The sequence below is a fragment of the Flavobacterium sp. LC2016-12 genome, assembly GCF_015351595.1.
Lineage (GTDB): Bacteria > Bacteroidota > Bacteroidia > Flavobacteriales > Flavobacteriaceae > Flavobacterium.
Window position 1 is genome coordinate 526903 of sequence record NZ_JADKPT010000001.1, and the last position, 20210, is coordinate 547112.

General features: G+C 32.9%; 20 protein-coding genes and 1 pseudogene. 13 read left to right on the plus strand and 8 right to left on the minus strand.

The annotated features are described in order from the left end of the window. Positions 1-4 precede the first annotated feature (4 nt). Both IRZ99_RS02235 and IRZ99_RS02240 read right to left on the minus strand, forming a co-directional pair. Positions 5-898 carry a 3-hydroxyacyl-CoA dehydrogenase family protein gene (locus tag IRZ99_RS02235; RefSeq protein ID WP_115845245.1) on the minus strand — a complete coding sequence of 298 codons (894 nt, stop codon included), beginning with the start codon at positions 896-898 and terminating at the stop codon, positions 5-7. 90 nt (positions 899-988) lie between these two features. Further along, positions 989-1954, minus strand: coding sequence for a Gfo/Idh/MocA family protein (locus IRZ99_RS02240; RefSeq protein WP_194655712.1), 966 nt, complete (start codon positions 1952-1954; stop codon positions 989-991). A gap of 143 nt (positions 1955-2097) precedes the next feature. Here IRZ99_RS02240 and IRZ99_RS02245 point away from each other — a divergent pair, with 143 nt between their 5' ends. Then, entirely contained in the window at positions 2098-2739 is a 642-nt protein-coding gene (locus IRZ99_RS02245) for a protein-L-isoaspartate(D-aspartate) O-methyltransferase (RefSeq protein WP_026985488.1), read from the plus strand. Positions 2740-2766: 27 nt separating this feature from the next. Here IRZ99_RS02245 and IRZ99_RS02250 read toward each other — a convergent pair whose 3' ends face one another. The 3 genes from IRZ99_RS02250 to smpB form a co-directional block, all read right to left on the minus strand. Next, positions 2767-3816, minus strand: a complete 1050-nt coding sequence (locus IRZ99_RS02250; protein ID WP_194655713.1) for a Fic family protein — start codon at positions 3814-3816, stop codon at positions 2767-2769. Positions 3817-3912: 96 nt separating this feature from the next. After that, a complete protein-coding gene (locus tag IRZ99_RS02255) occupies positions 3913-4551 on the minus strand; it encodes a hypothetical protein (protein WP_194655714.1) in 639 nt (212 codons plus the stop codon). Positions 4552-4630: 79 nt separating this feature from the next. Next, entirely contained in the window at positions 4631-5086 is a 456-nt protein-coding gene (gene smpB, locus IRZ99_RS02260) for an SsrA-binding protein SmpB (protein WP_026985485.1), read from the minus strand. Positions 5087-5226: 140 nt separating this feature from the next. On the opposite strand from smpB, the gene IRZ99_RS02265 reads away from it, so the two are divergent. After that, positions 5227-5853, plus strand: a complete 627-nt coding sequence (locus IRZ99_RS02265) for an outer membrane beta-barrel protein (protein ID WP_194655715.1) — start codon at positions 5227-5229, stop codon at positions 5851-5853. A 109-nt stretch (positions 5854-5962) separates the two neighbouring features. Continuing rightward, the gene (locus IRZ99_RS02270; RefSeq protein WP_072971103.1) at positions 5963-6184 is read left to right on the plus strand and encodes a VF530 family DNA-binding protein; all 222 of its coding nucleotides are present in this window, start codon (positions 5963-5965) and stop codon (positions 6182-6184) included. Here the strand turns inward: IRZ99_RS02270 and IRZ99_RS02275 are convergent. From IRZ99_RS02275 to IRZ99_RS02285, 3 genes are all read right to left on the minus strand, one after another. Further along, entirely contained in the window at positions 6181-6738 is a 558-nt protein-coding gene (locus IRZ99_RS02275; RefSeq protein WP_194655716.1) for a DUF3575 domain-containing protein, read from the minus strand. The genes IRZ99_RS02270 and IRZ99_RS02275 overlap by 4 nt on opposite strands. A gap of 132 nt (positions 6739-6870) precedes the next feature. Beyond that, positions 6871-7419, minus strand: a complete 549-nt coding sequence (locus IRZ99_RS02280; RefSeq protein WP_194655717.1) for a GNAT family N-acetyltransferase — start codon at positions 7417-7419, stop codon at positions 6871-6873. A 10-nt stretch (positions 7420-7429) separates the two neighbouring features. Next, entirely contained in the window at positions 7430-8278 is an 849-nt protein-coding gene (locus tag IRZ99_RS02285) for an aldose 1-epimerase family protein (RefSeq protein ID WP_194655718.1), read from the minus strand. A gap of 187 nt (positions 8279-8465) precedes the next feature. On the opposite strand from IRZ99_RS02285, the gene IRZ99_RS02290 reads away from it, so the two are divergent. From IRZ99_RS02290 to argB, 10 genes and pseudogenes are all read left to right on the plus strand, one after another. Continuing rightward, positions 8466-10736 carry a M1 family metallopeptidase gene (locus tag IRZ99_RS02290; RefSeq protein ID WP_194655719.1) on the plus strand — a complete coding sequence of 757 codons (2271 nt, stop codon included), beginning with the start codon at positions 8466-8468 and terminating at the stop codon, positions 10734-10736. Positions 10737-11256: 520 nt separating this feature from the next. Then, complete coding sequence (locus IRZ99_RS02295; protein WP_194655720.1) at positions 11257-11898, plus strand: GNAT family N-acetyltransferase; 642 nt, start codon at positions 11257-11259, stop codon at positions 11896-11898. A gap of 65 nt (positions 11899-11963) precedes the next feature. Next, a complete protein-coding gene (locus tag IRZ99_RS02300; protein WP_194655721.1) occupies positions 11964-13157 on the plus strand; it encodes an argininosuccinate synthase in 1194 nt (397 codons plus the stop codon). Then, positions 13150-14127 carry an N-acetyl-gamma-glutamyl-phosphate reductase gene (gene argC, locus IRZ99_RS02305; RefSeq protein WP_194655722.1) on the plus strand — a complete coding sequence of 326 codons (978 nt, stop codon included), beginning with the start codon at positions 13150-13152 and terminating at the stop codon, positions 14125-14127. The genes IRZ99_RS02300 and argC overlap by 8 nt, the downstream gene beginning before the upstream one ends. Before the next feature lie 153 nt (positions 14128-14280). Continuing rightward, positions 14281-15420 (plus strand): aspartate aminotransferase family protein, encoded by a 1140-nt coding sequence (locus tag IRZ99_RS02310; protein ID WP_194655723.1) that lies wholly within the window; start codon positions 14281-14283, stop codon positions 15418-15420. Positions 15421-15516: 96 nt separating this feature from the next. Then, positions 15517-16710: a glutamate-5-semialdehyde dehydrogenase gene (locus tag IRZ99_RS02315; RefSeq protein ID WP_194655724.1), complete on the plus strand. Its 1194-nt coding sequence runs from the start codon at positions 15517-15519 to the stop codon at positions 16708-16710. Positions 16711-16902: 192 nt separating this feature from the next. Then, positions 16903-17664 carry a glutamate 5-kinase gene (gene proB / locus IRZ99_RS02320; protein WP_194655725.1) on the plus strand — a complete coding sequence of 254 codons (762 nt, stop codon included), beginning with the start codon at positions 16903-16905 and terminating at the stop codon, positions 17662-17664. 107 nt (positions 17665-17771) lie between these two features. Continuing rightward, positions 17772-18160 (plus strand): annotated as a pseudogene (locus IRZ99_RS02325) (GxxExxY protein). A gap of 81 nt (positions 18161-18241) precedes the next feature. Next, the gene (locus IRZ99_RS02330) at positions 18242-19189 is read left to right on the plus strand and encodes an N-acetylornithine carbamoyltransferase (protein ID WP_056185276.1); all 948 of its coding nucleotides are present in this window, start codon (positions 18242-18244) and stop codon (positions 19187-19189) included. 100 nt (positions 19190-19289) lie between these two features. Then, on the plus strand, positions 19290-20063 hold the full coding sequence (gene argB, locus IRZ99_RS02335) for an acetylglutamate kinase (RefSeq protein WP_194655726.1): 774 nt from the start codon (positions 19290-19292) through the stop codon (positions 20061-20063). Positions 20064-20210 lie beyond the last annotated feature (147 nt).

A 20210-nucleotide genomic window follows, 5' to 3' on the forward strand; every position in this document is an offset into this window, starting at 1 on the left:
TTTTTTATGAAAGGATAAACTGCTTAGAAATTTTCTCTGCTTTTTTACTTTCACTATAATCATAAAAACCTTCTCCGGATTTTACTCCTAATTTTCCGGCTCTCACCATATTAACTAAAAGTGGGCAAGGAGCGTATTTTGGATTTTTAAAACCTTCGTACATTACGTTTAAAATAGCTAAACAAACATCAAGACCAATAAAATCAGCTAATTGAAGTGGTCCCATTGGGTGCCCCATTCCTAGTTTCATTACGGTATCAATTTCGTAAACACCGGCTACTTTATTGTATAACGTTTCGATTGCTTCATTTAGCATTGGCATTAAAATTCTATTTGCTACGAAACCTGGATAATCATTTACTTCAACTGGCGTTTTACCAAGTTTTACAGATAAGTCCATAATGATTTTAGTAACTTCATCGCTTGTATTGTATCCGCGAATGATTTCTACCAATTTCATAATTGGCACCGGATTCATAAAATGCATTCCGATAACACGCTCAGGATGTGCTACAACTGCTCCAATTTGTGTAATTGAAATAGAAGAGGTATTCGTTGCTAAAATGGTATTATGCGAACAAGCTTCGTTTAATTGTTTGAAGATATTCAATTTTAATTCAACATTTTCTGTTGCAGCTTCAACCACTAAATCAACGCCAACAACACCATCTTTAATATCTGTATAGGTAATAATATTGGTAATCGTTTTAGCAACATCTTCCTGAGTGATAGTTCCTTTAGAAAGCATTCTGTCTAAGTTGGCAGCGATCGTTGCCATTCCCTTGTCTAAAGATTTTTCAGAAACATCAATAAGTTTTACGGTAAAACCACTTTGCGCAAAAGTATGAGCAATTCCGTTACCCATTGTTCCAGCACCAATTACAGCTATAGTTTTCATTTAAATTTAGGTATTATATTTATGATTTTAGCCACGAATTCACCAATTAAATTCGGGAATTCGTGGCTAATTTATTTTTGAAATTATATTTTATTTATCGAAACAATCAATAATCTGATATGCCACACGCAAAGCATCTGTAGCTTGTTCTAAGGTTACAACTGGCGTAGTATCAGTGTTAATTGCATTTGCAAAAGATTCTAATTCATCTAAAATGGCATTGTTTTGCTCCACATCAGGATTTGTAAAATAAATTTGTTTTTTTACGCCTTCCGCATTTTGAAGGATCATATCAAAATCTCCAGGAACTTCCGGAGCATCTTTCATACGCACTACTTCACATTTTTTCTCCAGAAAATCCACTGAAATGTAAGCATCTCTTTGAAAAAAACGTGTTTTACGCATGTTTTTCATAGAAATTCTGCTGGCTGTTAAATTCGCTACACAACCATTTTCGAATTCAATTCTGGCATTGGCAATATCAGGAGTTTCACTAATAACAGAAACACCACTAGCATTGATGTTTTTTACTTTTGAATTTACAACGCTCAAAATGGCATCAATATCATGAATCATTAAATCCAAAACCACAGGAACATCGGTACCACGTGGATTGAATTCGGCTAAACGATGTGTTTCAATAAACATCGGATTTTCGATCATGTTTTTTGTTGCAATGAAAGCAGGATTAAAACGCTCTACATGACCAACTTGTCCTTTAACATTGTATTCTTTGGCTAAAGCAATTATTTCTTCAGCTTCTTCTACAGTGTTTGCAATAGGCTTTTCAATAAAGATGTGTTTTCCTGATTTTATGGCTACCTTGGCACATTTATAATGTGAAAGTGTTGGGGTTACAATATCGATTACATCCACAGCGTGGATTAATTTTGCAATAGTGTTGAAGTTTTTGTAGCCAAATTCTTTTGAAATTCTTTCGGCATTTTCCTGATTTTCGTCGTAAAATCCAACTAATTCGTATTTGTCAGATTGTTGTAATAAGCGTAAATGTATCTTACCTAAGTGACCAGCACCTAAAACTCCTACTTTTAACATGAGAATGTATTTTAAACAAAAATATAATTTATTTGTTGAAAGTAAAAGTTAATGCAATAAAGATTTAGCGATTTAATAATTAAAAATCAATATTTGATTTCTTTTTTACTTTCTTATTTTTGCCAAAATAAAACCTACCCATTTTGAAAGACACTGCCAAACATCAAGGACTTCGTAATCAATTAGTAAGCACTTTAGAACAAAAGGGAATTACTGATAAAGCGGTTTTGGATGCGATAAAAAAAATCCCAAGACATCTTTTTCTGAATTCAAGTTTTGAAGATTATGCATATCAGGATAAGGCATTTCCTATAGGAGCGGGACAAACTATTTCTCAGCCTTACACTGTTGCTTTTCAATCACAGTTGTTAGAGGTTAAAAAAGATCACAAAATTTTAGAAATTGGAACAGGTTCGGGTTATCAAACCGCTGTTTTGTTTATGCTTGGTGCTAAAGTCTATAGTATTGAAAGACAGAACGAGTTGTTTAAAGCAACTTCTAATTTATTTCCGAAATTAAACATTCGTCCAAAACATCTTTCTTTTGGAGATGGTTATAAAGGATTGCCAAATCATGCTCCGTTTGATAGTATAATTGTAACGGCGGGAGCCCCTTTTATTCCTCAACCCTTAATGGCTCAGTTAAAAATAGGAGGAAGACTGGTTATTCCGTTAGGTGAAGATGTTCAGATTATGACTTTGTTAATTCGTAAAAATGAAACGCAATTTGAAAAACATGAATTTGGAGAATTTCGATTTGTTCCTTTATTAGAAGATAAAAATTAGAGTAAAAGCCCAATTAATTGGGCTTTTTTATTGGGTAAGAATATTAATATATCTTTCTAGACTTTCTTTTTCTATCTGAGCAATAAATAGTAAAAATTCTTCTTTGTCTTTTTTTGTTTGCGCTTTTTCTAAGGATTGATAATATTGCATTCGGTTTTCGTGATCTCCTTTTATATTAGCAATTAAATAACCTTTTTGCATTAATATTAAATTCATGACTAAACGTGACGTTCTTCCATTTCCATCAATAAATGGATGAATTGTTGTTAGTCTTTCATGCATTTCTGCAGCAAGAATGATAGGATGTAATTTGTTTTTGTTTATTTCGTACCAAATGAAATATTCTTCCATCTCCTGAGCTACCATTGAAGGTTGAGGAGGCATATGGCTGCTTCCCTGAGTCATAACCTGAACTTTTCGATAACGTCCGGCATCTTCTGGAATAATGCCGCGGAGAATTAAATTATGAATTGATAAAAGATCACGTTCATTCAAAGCATTGTTTTTCTGCATTAAATCTTTGATAAAACCAATTGCTTCCTGATGATTTATAGCTTCCAGATGTTCGCGCATACTTTTTCCGGAAATAGTTAAGCCTTCATTAATAACCATATCGGTTTCACGAAGTGTCATCGTATTTCCTTCAATTCGATTGCTTTCAAAAGTATATTCTAATTCAAGAGCCTGCTTAATTTTATAACTATCGAATTTTCTGTAAGTATCTAGTTTATCTTTCAGAATATCAATCTCTTTTAAAATTTTTTCTAAAGAAGTTGATATTTTTAAATTTGATATTGCTTTATTATACTTTATCTCGTCTTCGGCAACTTTTAAAGCTTTCAAAGCAAATTCATCATCACCAATTTCATATAGGATTTTTTCCTTTAACCATGCAATCATTAAAGTTTCGAAGTCAATTTCTAAAAGTTGCGAAAGTTTAGAAATTTGCTCTCTAGTGGGCTTTCTTGAACCTGACTCAAATTTACTTATCAATGCCTGATCAATTCCGAGAAGTTGTGCTACTTCACGGGTTTTTAATCCTTTGTGTTCACGTGCATTTTTAAGTAATGTTTTCATTTTTAGATTAATGATTTAAATTGTCTTGACAAAATTAGTCATTTTTAAAATTATAAAAAAAAAGCAATATTTTGATTATTGCTTTTTGATGATTTTTTATTTTGGTAAAGATCCGTCTTTTTTCATTTCGCCAACAACTGCTTGCATAATGGCGTCAACAGTTTGTCCTAAATCAGTCACATAATCAGACTTCGTAGTTCCTGTCCAGATTAATTTGTTTTGTTTTAATGAAAAAATATTGGTTTCTACCATATAAGATGTAGTTTCCTGATAATAACCCGGATCGTAGAAATTTGGAGAATACATTCCGTACCAGTTTCCAAATCCATAACCATACATTCCGGTGTACATTCCGTCAAAACCTCCGTAGTACATTCCTGTATAAGTTCCTGGAACGTAGTTTGTTTCTTTTTCAGTACTTACTAAACGCATTGTAACAACGCCGTCAAAATTTTCGTCTTGTAGAATTTTTAATTTTTGTTCCTGGGTTAGTTGCTTTGTAGTTTCATTTAAAAATTGGTAAGAAGTTTTGAAAATCTGATTACTGGCTGCAATCCTATTTTCTGTAATTCTTCTGGAAGCTTCATCTTTAACTAAAGCAACAACTAAAACTTTTTTAAAGTGTTCCTGAGCAACTGTTACGTCAGGATCTCTCCAGCTATTTACAATTGATGTATTACTGCCACAACTTGAAAGTGCCAGTACGGCGATTAACAAAACTAAGTACTTTTTCATATTTTACAGTTAAATTGTTTCTATAAAAATAACGATAAAATCTTAATAAATAACTCTTTAGTGAAAAATTATAGCACTTTTAATTGTACGCTTTTTTAATTCGGTCTAAGTCACGTTTTGTGTCTTGCTCTTTCAAAGACTCACGTTTATCGTAGTTTTTCTTTCCTTTACAAAGACCTATTTGCAATTTTGCGAGACCTTTTTCATTAGTGAATAATTTTAACGGGACAATAGTAAGTCCTTTTGCCTGTACACTTTTATGAAGGCTTTTTAATTCTTTCTTATTCAAAAGTAGTTTTCGCTCGCTTCTTGACTTATGATTGAATTGATTTCCAAAAGAATATTCTTCAATATAAGTATTGATAGCAAAAAGTTCAAGATTGCTAAATTCGCAAAAGCTTTCGGTAATATTAGCTTTTCCCAAACGTATAGATTTGATCTCTGTTCCGGTTAAAACAACTCCGGCAGTATAGGTGTCGATTATCTCGTAATCGAAACGAGCTCTCTTATTAAGTATATTGACTGTTTTTAACATAGTTGCAAATGTAAAACAAAATTGAAAAACTTTAATGGAATCTAAGATAATTAAAGATTTTTTTTAATCAATGATTTTGATCATATTTAAAGAAAAAACTTACATATAAGTTTGTTTAATAATTTAAAACAAACTCAAACATGAAAAAAATTTTATCATTAGTTGGTGTTGTGCTAATCGGTTTAACTGCAAAAGCACAGGAGGCAAATCAAGGTTTAAAAGGAGCGTGGTTTGCTACTTCTCAATTTGGTTATCAGCAAACCAAAGCTTCAAATGAAAAATATACAAATTTGACAGTATTGCCGATTGTTGGTACATTTGTGACCCCATCGGTAGCTGTTGGAGCAGGACTTGGTTATATTAATATGAAGTCGGATTTAAATTCAAAAACAATAGCAAAGACAGATTTAATCGTAATTGAACCGTTAGCTAGAAAGTATTGGAATGTAGCTGGTTCCCTTTATTTCTTTGGACAGGCAGCATTGCCGGTTATTACAGGTAAGGAAAAAGAAAAAGATACTAAAATAAATCAGGTTGGTTTGTCTGTATCTGGGGGCTTTGATTATTTTGTAACTAAAAGTTTCTCAGTGGAGTTTTCTTATGATCTGGCAAATTTTACATCTACCACTATAGATCCAAAAGACGGTCCTAAAACTACAGTAAATAATTTTGGATTAGCACATATGGCAAATGTTGATTCAGCTTATTTAGCTGGAAGTTCAAGTTTAACAACGCCACTTTCAGTCGGATTTAAATTTATATTCTAATAGTAGTCGATTTGATTTAAATTTAATTTCAATTCGTTAATTTTGTAAAAAAGGAAAGACCGTACTTTTTTGGAGTACGGTCTTTTTACTATTATTTTAAAAAGATAAAATGCAAAATCAATCAAAAGATCCTTTACACGGAATTACGCTTCAATCCATATTAGAAAAGCTTGTAGCTTATTATGGTTTTGATACCTTATCAGAATTAATCCCGATAAAATGCTTTACTTCAAATCCAAGTATTAAATCCAGTTTGACATTTTTAAGAAAAACGGATTGGGCTCGTAAAAAGGTAGAAGATTTATACATTAAATCACTATCTAAATTCTAATTTAATTTATAAGAAAGCATTACGCCACCACGATAAGGCAGCCATTCGCCACTTTTATTCCAATTTTCTGCTTTTTCGTATCGGCCAGGTGTACCATCATTATAATAACCATGATAAAATCCTTGGTGCCAGCCACCGCCGGCAAAAATATCTAACAAGAATTTGTCATTGATTTTTATATTGTAACCAATTGTAACTCCCATACGATATCCAAATCCATGTTCATATTTGTTACTATTCCAATAATTCCATTTTTGAATTTCATAAATATCAGGTCCAATATGACCACCGACATAGAAACCATTATATTTCTCTTTAAAATGATATCTTACTTCGGGAGTTAAAGTGTAAAATTTCATTGGGTTATGTCCATTAAAAGATTCCCAAAAAGAAGCCATAACATCGATGCTAAATGTCGTTTTTTCTCCAATACTAGTTTCAATTCCAACATTTGGTATTGCTAACAGAGCGGTCGCAGCGTTAAATTTTAAATAAGTTTGACTTTGAGAATGGATTGAAAGTAAGAGAAAAAGGAGAATAACAGTTTTTTTCATAAGTAAGTTTTCGAAAATCAAAATAAGATTTAATTGCTTATTTCGCGTGCAAATATAACGTAATAGCAAACCTACTATTGTGAAAAAAGTATATTTAACGAGATTTATTTTTTTTAGAAATGAATATTGATTTTATTTCCCTAACAATGAGTAAATTACCTTGTCAAGAAAACGTCCTTCGTAAAATTCAGATTCTTTTAAATGCGCTTCTTTTACAAACCCGCATTTTTGCAGTACCTTTTCTGAGGCGAAATTCTCAGGATCAATTACTGCTTCAATCGAATGTAATTTTAAATCATCAAAACCATATCTGATTAATCTGTTTACAGCTTCAGGAATAATTCCTTTTCCATGAAATTCCGGTAACAGGATATAACCAATTTCGGCACGATAGTTTTCAGGCTGCATTCTGTAATACCCAATAATACCAAGTAGTTTTGGATTGTCTTTTAAGGTGATTCCCCAATTGATACCAATGTTTGTTACAATTTTATCTTCAATCATCGCAATATGTTCCAGAGCATCCTCGTTATTTTTTACTAAGGGTCTTGGAATATATTTCATGGTTTCTGGGTTAGAACGCAGTTCAAAAACTTCATTTACATCGTCATTGGTAATTCTTCTTAAAAGCAAACGATCTGTTTCTATAGTTGGAAATGGAGAAAAATTGAATTCTAACATTTTTTTAATTTTATAATATTTGTATACTGAATTTTGAAGTGAATGTCTGATCTGCATCCAAAATTAAAATTCCTTCTTTTTCGAATAAATCGCCAGAATTTTCGGGTGTGTCTGAATAACCAAACCAAGGTTCGATGCATATAAATGGAGCCTGTTCTTTTGTCCAAATACCTAAGCTTGGAAAATCTTCAAAATCAACTTTTAAATATGGTTTTGAATTTTCAAGAATAGTAAGTGAGTTCGACTCTAATGTTTTAAAAACCAAAGCATCGTTTTCGAATAATTTGTAATTCAAAGGAACTAAATTTTCAGTAGTTTTTAAAACTTGCGTTTTATTAGAAACCAAATCATTTTCTAAAAGTGAAAATTGTAAGACTTCTTGTTTTTCAAATTTTAAGCTATAATCTTCAAAATTGCCAGGCAAAGCAATTGCCGGATGTGCACCAATAGAAAAAGGCATTTTAGTTTTATTTTGATTTATTACTTTGTATTCAATGTCTAAAGTGCTTTCCTTAAGTGTATATATAAGTTGTAATTCAAATTTAAACGGATACTTTTTCAATGTTTCAGCATTTGACTGTAAGGAAAAAGTAGCGCTGTTTTCGGTTTTATTAGTCAGTAGAAACTCCATATCTCTTGCAAAACCATGCCTTGGCAATTGATATTCTTTCTCGTCCACAGTATAAATATTGTTTCTTAAAGTACCAACAATTGGAAAAAGAATAGGGGAATGCTTTCCCCAAAAATCAGGATTTCCTTCCCAGATAAATTCTTTATCCTGATTCTTTAACGAGAATAATTCAGCTCCTGCGTTTTTAATAGAAGCTTTAAATGTTGAATTTGAAATAGTTGTATTCAAAATGATATGATTGGAAAATAATTAGTTTTTATCTAGCTGTAAATATATTTTATAAATTTTAGTTTTTGAAAGAAATAGCTTAAATTATTTTTTTGATAAAATTTTGCTAAAGTTCAATTAAAGCTTAAGGTTTTCTCTGTAAATAGCTTTTTTTTTCATTAATTTGCTACATAAACAGCTAAAAAATATGAAAAAACAATCCTCTAAAGCCTTATTAACCATGGCTTTGTTTGTAGGGATTTCTTCTGTTTGGGCGCAACAAACCCCAGCTACAACAGCAGTAAATTCGGTAAACAATTACAATTATCATGATGCTTTTGCGCCACATTTTTACACAAAAAATGGCACATCAACCCGTTCTGCAAGTGGTCAGCCTGGTGTTGAGTATTGGCAAAACAGAGCTGATTATCAAATAACAGCAAAATTAGATGCGGTAAAAAATGAAATTACTGGTACTGATGAAATCACTTATACCAATAATAGTCCGGATAAATTATCATTTGTTTGGTTAAACTTAGATCAAAACTTATTTAAGGAAGATTCAAGAGGAAATGCAGTTGTGCCTTTAACAGGAAGCCGCAACGGAGCTCAGGGGCAGCTTTTTGATGGAGGTAATAAAATTAAATCAGTAAAAGTAATCTCTAACGGAAAAACTAAAGTTGAAACTGATGCAAAATTTATTGTTACAGATACCAGAATGCAAATTTTCCTTCCGGAAGAATTGGCTTCAAAGGGAGGGGCTGTAAAAATAAAAATTGAATTTTCATTCATTGCTCCTTTCGAAGGATCAGACAGAATGGGAGTTTTAGAAACAAAAAATGGAAAAATTTTTACTATTGCACAATGGTACCCACGTATGTGTGTGTATGATGATGTACGCGGCTGGAATACTGCACCTTATTTAGGAGCTTCTGAGTTCTATCTGGAATACGGAAATTTTGACGTGAAACTTACAGTTCCTGCGAATCATTATGTTGTAGGTTCAGGAGAATTGTTGAATGGCGCAGAAGTTTTGCCAGCAGAACAATTTAAACGTTATAAAGCTGCTTCACAAAGCGATAAAACTGTGATGATTCGTACAGCAGAAGAAGTTGCTGCAACTGCAACAGCCAATGCAACGGCACAGAAAACATGGCACTATCAAATAAAAAATGCTCGTGATTTCTCTTGGGCATCTTCTCCTGCTTTTATTTTGGACGGAGCAAAGATTAATTTGCCAAGTGGTAAAAAATCGTTGGCTTTATCAGCTTATCCGGTTGAAAGTGCTGGAAATGATGCTTGGGGGCGTTCTACAGAATATACAAAAGCGTCTATCGAGAATTATTCAAAAAGGTGGTTTGAATATCCTTACCCAGCTGCAACAAACGTTGCAGGAAATGAAGGCGGAATGGAATATCCAGGTATTGTTTTTTGTGGATGGAAATCTAAAGGAGATGATTTATGGGGAGTTACTGACCACGAATTTGGACATATTTGGTTTCCTATGATTGTAGGATCTAATGAACGTTTATTTGCATGGATGGATGAAGGTTTTAACACTTTTATTAATTCTGTAAGTTCTTTTGATTTCAATAATGGAGAGTACAAACAAAAACCTGCAGATCTTCATGAAGATGTAGAGTATTATACAAGTCCAAAATTAGAAACGATTATGAGTTCTCCTGACAATATGAAGGAAGCTAATATTGGCGTTTTATGTTATGCAAAACCAAGTGCAGGATTGACAATTTTGAGAGAGCAGGTTTTAGGACAAGAGCGTTTTGATAAAGCATTACGTACTTATGTTGAACGTTGGGCTTACAAGCATCCGACTCCTGATGATTTCTTTAGAACAATTGAAAACGTTGCCGGAGAAGATTTAAGTTGGTTCTGGAGAAGTTGGTTTGTAAATAACTGGAGATTTGACCAAGGGATTAATTCTATTAAATATGTTAAAAACGACCCATCTAAGGGTGTTGTAATTAATGTAGAGAATTTCGATAAAATGCCAATGCCGATTATTTTGGATGTAAAAACAAAAAGTGGAAAAGTAACGAGAGTGAAATTGCCTGTTGAAATTTGGCAACGTAATAATGACTGGACTTTTAAACACAACTCTACTGAAGAGATTGAAAGCATTACACTAGATCCTGATCACGCTTTCCCAGATTATAATGAAAGTAATAATGTTTGGACAGCAGGAAAAGGTAAAGTGGAGAAAGACATTATTTTAGATGGATATGTAGGGAATTACTCTGCTGCAAATGGTCCTCTAAAAATTGAATTTACAGAGAAAAACAGTGTTCTGAATGCAGAAATTACAAATTATCCTAAGTTTGCTGTTGAGCCTGTAGCAGGTGAAAAAGATACTTTTGAGTCTAAAAGAGCGGGACTAAAATTTAAATTTAATGAAGCTAAAACAGGTTTTGATATGGTTGTTTTAGGGAATGGAAAAGTTATTCCGTTTACTAAGAACTAAAAAATAAAATCTTAAAATATTTAAAACCCGATAGTTAAATACAACTATCGGGTTTTCTTTTTTATTTTATAATTTTTAAGTTGCAGGTTTAAAAAAAACACCTTAGTGCCTTTGAAAAAAAATAACATTACGCTAAAAAAATGTTAGAATTTATTTTTTTTGTTTTCTAAATAAAAAAATAGTGTACTTTTGCACTCGATGAATAAAATAAGTTTACATATAACTTCTTTGTCACGGACAAACTCTCCTGTAACTTCTCCCGAAGTACGGATACTATCTCTATAGTATTCACAGAGTTTTTCGCCGCGTATTTATTTATATTCATTTTTCATTTTGAAATCACACAATTTGTCCATTGGACAAACATATCCTAAAACTATATATTATTTTGTGAATTTTCTAAATCAATCTTTTGATTTTGAGAATGTTACTTCTATTTTGTCTAATTTTATTGGATTGATTTCTAGATTTCAAACTAAACAGTACGTTTTAATTTTTAACTCTAACTTCAACTATTGAAATGAAAATCTCTATTGTTGTAACTCAAGAAGAACACTTCAAATTCGCACAGGAAATTTGCGATACGATAGAATCATCTGCCTTATTAAGAGGTACGGGGATTGCTAAAAGAACTCCTGAGTACATTCAGAAAAAAATGGCGAACGGTGATGCAATGATTGCTCTGGCAGATGGAAAATTTGCAGGTTTTTGTTATATCGAAAGTTGGCAGCACGGAAAATTCGTGGCACATTCTGGTTTAATTGTACATCCGGATTACAGAAGTTTAGGTTTGGCTAAAAAGATCAAATCCAAAGTTTTTGATTATTCACTGCAAAGATATCCTGATGCTAAAATATTTGGAATCACTACTGGTTTAGCGGTAATGAAAATCAACTCTGATTTAGGATACAAACCAGTACCTTTTTCTGAATTAACTACTGATCCAAGTTTTTGGTCAGGCTGTAAAACCTGTACCAACTACGAAATTCTGAAAAGCAAGGAAAACAAAATGTGTCTTTGTACCGGAATGTTGTATGACCCAAAAGAAAAACAAAAAGATCCTCCAAGACATCCTTTTAACGAAGCTGTTTTGAACAGGTTGAAAAAAATAAAACAAGCTTTATTCTTAAATAAAATTATGTCTTTTATTTTTTTGTCATAAGAATACCAATAAAAAAGAAATCTCAAACTTGCTAAATACGAAAGTATTAGCCTAAATTATATAAAATGAAAAAAGTTGTATTAGCTTATAGTGGAGGATTAGATACCTCGTATTGTTTGAAATATTTAAAAAATGAAAAAGGATACGAAGTTCATACCGTACTTGTAGATACAGGAGGATTTGATGCTGAAGAATTATCAGCAATTGAAAAAAGAGCCTACGAATTAGGAAGCGCACAACACGCAAATCTTACAATCGTAGATAAATATTATGATAAAGCTATAAAATATTTGATTTTCGGAAATGTATTAAAAAACAATACTTATCCGTTATCAGTAAGTGCAGAGCGTGTTTTTCAGGCAATTGAGGCTATTAAATATGCTAAAAAAGTAGGAGCAAGTGCTATTGCACACGGAAGTACTGGTGCAGGAAATGATCAGATTCGTTTTGATTTGATTTTCCAGACTATCGCTCCGGAAATTGAAATTATAACGCCAATTAGAGATTTAAAACTTTCAAGACAAGAGGAAGTTGATTATTTAGCTCAAAATGGTGTTCATTATTCTTGGGAAAAAGCGCAATATTCTATCAACAAAGGACTTTGGGGAACAAGTGTTGGAGGAAAAGAAACGTTAACTTCAAGCCAGCCATTGCCAAGTGAAGCTTATCCTTCACAATTGCAAAAAGAAGGAGAAGAAAAAGTGACTTTACATTTTGAACAAGGAGAATTAGTTGGATTAAATGGTAAAAAAGATGCTCCTGAAAAAAATATCGTAAAACTTGAAAAACTGGCAAACGCTTATGCAATTGGTAGAGATATCCATGTTGGAGACACCATTATCGGAATTAAGGGAAGAGTTGGTTTTGAAGCTGCTGCTCCTTTAATCATCATCAAAGCGCACCATTTACTAGAAAAACATACACTTGGTAAATGGCAGCAATACTGGAAAGAACAATTAGGAAACTGGTACGGAATGTTATTTCACGAAGGTCAGTTTTTAGATCCGGTAATGCGTAACATCGAAACCTTTTTGCAAGACACACAAAAAACGGTAAATGGAACTGTAACGGTTTCATTAAAGCCATATCATTTTTCGCTTGACGGAATTGAATCTAAAAACGATTTGATGAATACAGGTTTCGGTCAATACGGAGAAATGAACAACGCCTGGACGTCTGACGATGCAAAAGGATTTATTAAGATTTTAGGAAATGCACAAAACATATTTTCATCTGTAAACCATTTAGATCATGATTAATGTCGGAATAATTGGTGGTTCAGGCTACACGGCCGGAGAACTTATCAGAATATTAATGTATCATCCCAATGTAAATATCGATTTTGTTTACAGTACGACCAATTCGGGTAAACCACTTTCTGTGGCGCACCACGATTTGATGGGAGATATTGAAATGAATTTTACTGACACCATCAATCCAGAGGTGAATGTTGTGTTTTTATGTTTAGGGCATGGAAAGTCAATTTCCTTTTTGAAGGAGAATCAATTTGCAAGTCACACTAAAATCATTGACTTAGGAAATGATTTCAGATTAAATAAAGACGCTCATTTCGAAGGAAAAGATTTCATTTATGGTTTACCAGAACTGAATAAAGCGGATATTAAAAAAGCAAATTATATTGCAAATCCAGGTTGTTTTGCGACAGCGATTCAGTTGGCATTATTGCCTTTGGCTAAAAATAATTTGTTGAATAATGATGTTCATATTAATGCAACTACAGGAAGTACCGGCGCTGGAGTTGGTCTTTCAGATACTTCGCATTTCAGTTGGAGAAACAATAATATGTCGCATTATAAAGCTTTTGAACACCAACATTTAGGAGAAATCTCAGAAAGTTTGGTTCAATTGCAGGATGATTTTGAAAGTGAATTGCTTTTTATTCCGAACAGAGGAGATTTTCCAAGAGGGATTTTTGCAACATTATATACACTATCCGACGATAGTTTAGAACAATTGGTTGCCAAATACGAAGATTTCTATAAAAACGAACCGTTTGTAACCGTTACAACGACGAATATTAATATGAAACAAGTCGTACAAACCAACAAATGTATCATCAGTTTATTGAAAAAAGGAAACCGGGTTTTAATAACTTCAGTTATTGATAACTTAACCAAAGGTGCTTCAGGACAAGCGATTCAAAACATGAATTTAATGTTCGGATTAGAAGAAACCACCGGTTTACATTTGAAACCAAGCGGATTTTAGAGAAAATTTGTTTCAGGTTTAAAGTTTCAAGTTCCACGTTCTTTGCGTTACTTGAAATAGGAATACTGAAAATTAAACTAGTTTTAAGTTCCAAGTTTCACGTTCTACAAATAACTTGAAACCTGAAACCTGAAACAAAATAAACAAAAAGACATGAATTTATTTAACGTATACCCACTTTATGACATAACGCCTGTAAAAGCAGTAGACTGCACTATTACAGACAATAACGGAGTGGAATATTTAGACTTATATAGTGGACATGGTGTAATTTCGATTGGCCATACACAACCTGATTATGTTGAAAAACTAAAAAATCAGTTAAATCACTTAGGATTTTATTCGAATGCTATTCAGAATCCTTTGCAGGTTGAATTGGCTCAGAAATTAGGAAAACTTTCAGGATTAGAAGATTATGAACTGTTTTTATGCAGTTCTGGAGCCGAAGCAAATGAAAATGCTTTGAAACTAGCTTCTTTCCATAATGGAAAATCAAGAGTTATAGCTTTTGATAATTCTTTTCATGGAAGAACTTCTGCAGCAGTTGCGGTTACTGATAATAAAAAAATTGTGGCGCCAATTAATGCACAGCAAGTAGTTACTTTTTTACCATTAAACCAAATTGATTTAGTAGAAGCAGAGCTTGCAAAAGGCGATGTTACTGCCGTAATAATTGAAGGAATTCAAGGAGTTGGAGGTTTAGATCAGGGAACTACTGAGTTTTTTCAGGCTTTAGAAAAAGCATGTAAAAAATACGATGTTGTTTTGATTTTAGATGAAGTACAATCAGGATACGGAAGAAGTGGAAAATTCTTTGCTTTTCAACATCACGGAATTAATGCTGATATTATTTCTGTAGCAAAAGGAATGGGGAACGGTTTTCCTGTTGGAGCGATCTTAATTTCTCCAAAATTTGAAGCGAGTTATGGCTTATTAGGAACTACTTTCGGCGGAAGCCATTTATCTTGTGCAGCAGGAATTGCGGTTCTTGATGTAATAGAAAAGCTAAATTTAATAGATAATGTAAACGAAGTTTCAGCTTATTTTTCAGAGCAAATCAAGCAAGTTCCTGGAATTAAACAAGTAAAAGGAAAAGGATTAATGCTTGGAGTTGAATTTGACTTTGATGTTTCAGCTTTAAGAAAGAAATTAATTATTGAGAAACATATTTTTACGGGAAGTGCGAACAACAAAAATCTGTTAAGAATTTTGCCACCGCTTACTGTGAAAAAATCAGATATTGACACTTTTATTGTAGCTTTAAAAGAGAGTTTGGAAGAGCTTCAAAACTAAAATGCTTATCCTAACAGGTTTCCAAAACCTGTTAGGTATATTATAAGGTTTCGATTAAGAGAAACAACCAAAAAAACAACCAACCAACTATAAATTATGAATCCATTATCAATTGAAAAACGCAATCTCGTTTTGCGCTCCATGGCAAAGCTTGTCGATCAGGAGCGGAATCAAATCATTCTTACCAATCAGGAGGATTTATTGGCTTATGACGGCTCAGATTTAGCGATGGAAGAACGTTTGAAAGTAGATGATAAAAAGGTCGATGAGATGATTTTATCATTGAATCAATTGGCTTCTCAAGAAGATCCTGTTGGAGTAGAACGTTTTCATTTTGTTCATGATAATGGAATTAAAGTTATTAATAAAACGGCTGCATTTGGTACGATTTTAATTATTTACGAATCGCGCCCGGATGTTACGATTGAAGCAGGCGGAATTGCCTTTAAATCCGGTAATAAGATTTTATTAAAAGGTGGAAAAGAAGCTTTACAATCAAATTTGAAAATTGTGGCGCTATGGCATAAGGCTTTGGAAGAGAATGGAGTTTCAAAAGACTGGGTTGAATATTTGAATTACAATCGTACAGAAACTCAGGCTTTCTTAGAAAAACCAACTCAAAAAGTCGATTTAATTGTTCCGAGAGGTGGAGAAAAATTAATTGAGTTTGTCAAACAGCACGCCACTTGTCCGGTAATTGTTAGCGGTCGTGGAAACAATTTTGTTTACGTTCATGAAAATGCCGATACCGATTTAGCTTTAAAAGTAATTTTAAATGCCAAAACTTCTAAAATCTCGGCTTGTAATGCTTTGGATAAAGTTTTAATCGATTCAAGATTACCAAATTTCGAAGGTTTTGCCGCCATGTTAATCGAAGCTTTAACGGAATCTAAAGTGGAAATTATCGTTGATAAATCATTAGAAAATTTCGAAAATACCGAAACACTTCAAAATGAAGATATCTGGTACGAAGAATTTTTGGATTATAAAATTGTCATCGGAACCATTGATTCTGAAGAACATGCAATTGAAAAAATCAACAAATATTGCGGAGGACATTCAGCAGCGATTATTACAAAGGATGAAAAAAAGGCAAAGCAATTCATGGAGTCTATTGACGCCGCTGCAGTGTATCATAATGCGTCAACACGTTTTACAGATGGAGGACAATTTGGTTTAGGCGGAGAATTAGCGATAAGTACAGATAAATTGCACCAAAGAGGACCAATTGGTTTACAGCATTTGGTTACCAATAAGTGGTACGTTTACGGAGAAGGGCAAATACGTTAGAATTTTAGATTTCTGATTTTAGATTTTAGATTGGTGGGGGAAGATTTTTTGATTTCAAATAATTGGAATTGGATTTAAAAATTGGAATTTAAATTAAAGACAAAGCTTTGCGAACTTAGCGTTTGTAAACACAAAAAATATAAAAAACCTTGCGCACTTTGCGGTTAAAAAACTGCGGTTAAAACAACAACAATGGGGAAAAAGCGGATTTTATTAAAAATAGGAAGTAATACTTTAACCAAGGAAACCAATCATATTTCGCGGGGAAAGATTGAAGATATTGGTATGCAGATTGCCGCTTTAAACAAAGATTACGAATTTGTAATTGTAAGTTCAGGAGCAATTGCCGCGGCAAAACAATTTGTAAAACTAGAAAGTAAAGGCAAAGAAATTGCATTAAAACAAGCTTTGGCTTCGATTGGACAACCCCATTTAATGCGGATTTTCCATGAAAATTTCAGTGATTTAGGTTTATTGACATCCCAGTGTTTATTGTCTTATTCTGATTTTGAAAAGCAGCAATCGAAAGTAAATATTGTCAACACGATTAATGTTTTGGTGGAGAATAATTACATTCCGATTATCAATGAAAACGATACTGTCGCCACAGATGAAATCCGGTTTGGAGATAATGATAAATTAGCGGCTTTAACAGCAGTTCTTTTAAATGTTGATATTCTGATAATTGCAACCAATACAAACGGTATTTATACTAAGAATTCTATTCACGATGAAAATCCGGAAACGATAAAATTAGTTAATGATTTAAAGGTTTTAGAAAAAGAAATCGGAGAATCAAAATCATCACACGGGACAGGTGGAATGCAATCTAAAATAGAAGCAGCAGGAATCGCAAAAGCAGCAAATATTGAAACCTGGATTGTGAACGGATTAAATGATAATTTTATTTTAAAAGCATTAAAAGATGAAATTCCTTTTACCAGGATTGTGTAAATAGAACACGGATGAAACGGATTCGCTATCGCGAAAACGCGGATTTAAACGGATTTTTTCTTTGTTATTTAATTTAATGTAGTATATTTCATTCAAAATTATTTTTTATGAAATTATTGCATCAAGAATTAACCGAAGCTATTATTAAAACTTTTTACGAAGTCTATAATGAATTGGGATATGGTTTTTTAGAAAGAGTTTATCAAAATTCATTATACTTAGAATTAAAAAATAAAGGCTTAAAGTTGAAGCTCAAATGAAAATAGAGGTTTATTATAAAGGAATTGAAGTTGGACAATATTATGCCGACTTAATAGTAGAAGATTTAATTATATTAGAACTAAAAGCAGCCGATTGTATAGTGAAAGAGTTTGAAAATCAAATTTTAAATTATTTAAAAGGAACAAATTGCGAAGTCGGTTTACTTTTAAATTTTGGTGTAAAACCAGAATTCAAGCGGAAAATATTTGAGAACAGTAGAAAAGTAAGAATATAAAAATCCGTGTAAATCAGCGTTTTCGCGATAGCGAATCAGTTTAATCAGCGTCTAAACCACGCAACAATAAAAAAAGAAACAATGAACTATATTTCAATTCAAGATATCAACTCATTATCAAAATGGGTAAAAAGCGCATTAAAAATCAAAAAGAATCCGCTTAAAAATCAAAGCTTAGGAAAGAATAAAACATTAGGAATGTTATTCTTTAATCCGAGTTTAAGAACGCGTTTGAGTACTCAAAAAGCGGCTTTAAACTTAGGAATGAATGTTATGGTGATGAACTTTACCAATGAAGGCTGGACATTAGAGTTCGAAGATGGAGCAGTAATGAATTCTGGCGCTTCAGAACATATTAAAGAAGCAGCTGAAGTAGTTTCTCAATATTGTGATATTATTGCTATTCGTGCCTTTGCAGGTCTGGCTGACAAAGAAAAAGATTATGCTGAAACTGTAATTTCAGGATTTTTGAAACACGCAACTGTGCCGATCGTAAATATGGAAAGTGCTGTGCGTCATCCATTACAGTCTTTGGCTGATGCGATTACAATGGAAGAATATAAAACGAAACACAAACCAAAAGTAGTGCTTTCCTGGGCACCGCATCCAAAAGCTTTGCCTCAGGCAGTTGCCAATTCATTCGTAGAAATGATGCAAATGCAAAAAGATATGGATTTTGTAATCACACATCCGGAAGGTTACGAATTGAGTCCGGAAATTACAAAAGATTGCAAAATTGAATACGATCAAAATAAAGCTTTCGAAAATGCCGATTTTGTCTACGTAAAAAACTGGAGCAACTTCAACGATTACGGAAAAGTAACTAACATCGATCCAAGTTGGACCGTTACGGCCGAAAAAATGGCTCTGACAAACAACGGAAAGTTCATGCACTGTCTTCCGGTTCGTCGTAACGTAATTGTAAGCGACGAAGTTATCGACAGTGAGAATTCAATCGTAATTCAGCAAGCGAATAACAGAACGTATTCGGCACAATTAGTTTTACAGAAGATTTTAAAGAAATTGTAATTTGAGGTGCAAAGGCACAAAGTCGCAAAGGTTCAAAGGTTTTAAAGCCTTAAGGAAAACCTTTGAACCTTTGTCCCTCTGAACCTCTGAACCTTAAAATATGAAAGTTACCGTAATAAAAATTGGTGGAAATATAATCGACAATCCAACAGAACTAGAACAATTTTTAACTGATTTTTCGAAAATAGAAGGACATAAAGTTTTGGTTCACGGCGGAGGAAAATCGGCTACAAAGATGGCGCAAAGTATTGGTTTGGTCCCTCAAATGATTGATGGACGCCGAATTACAGATGCTCCAATGCTTGATGTTGTAGTTATGATTTACGCAGGGCAAATCAACAAGCATATTGTGGCACAATTGCAGGCAAAAGACAACAATGCAATGGGATTTTCGGGAGCTGATGGGAATTTAATTCAGTCAACAAAAAGAAATCATCCAACAATTGATTATGGTTTTGTAGGCGATGTAAAACAAGTCAATACAACTTTATTGAAAATATTGCTTGAAAACGGGATTGTTCCTGTTTTTTGTGCAATCACACACGATAAAAACTGTCAATTATTAAATACAAATGCTGATACCATTGCAAGCGAACTGTCAATTGCATTATCTGAAGTTTTTGATGTTACGCTAACGTACTGTTTTGAAAAACAAGGTGTTTTACAAGATTCAGAAGATGATGCTTCTGTAATTACAGAAATCAACGAAGCTTTATACAACAAGTTAAAAGAAGAAAAAGTTATCCACTCCGGAATGATTCCAAAATTAGATAACTGCTTTAACAGTTTGTCAAGAGGTGTACAAAAAATCAAAATTGGGCATCATAAAATGCTCCAAAATCCAGATGTTTTGCATACTACAATTACATTATAAAAAATAGCCACAGATTAAATGATTTATAAATCTGTGAAAATTGTTTTGATCTGTGGCAAAAAAAATAGAATTGCGGAAGGTGTTTAAATATTAATTTAAGAAATTTGCGCAAATTAAAAATGTCACAGATTTAATAAAAACTTTGTG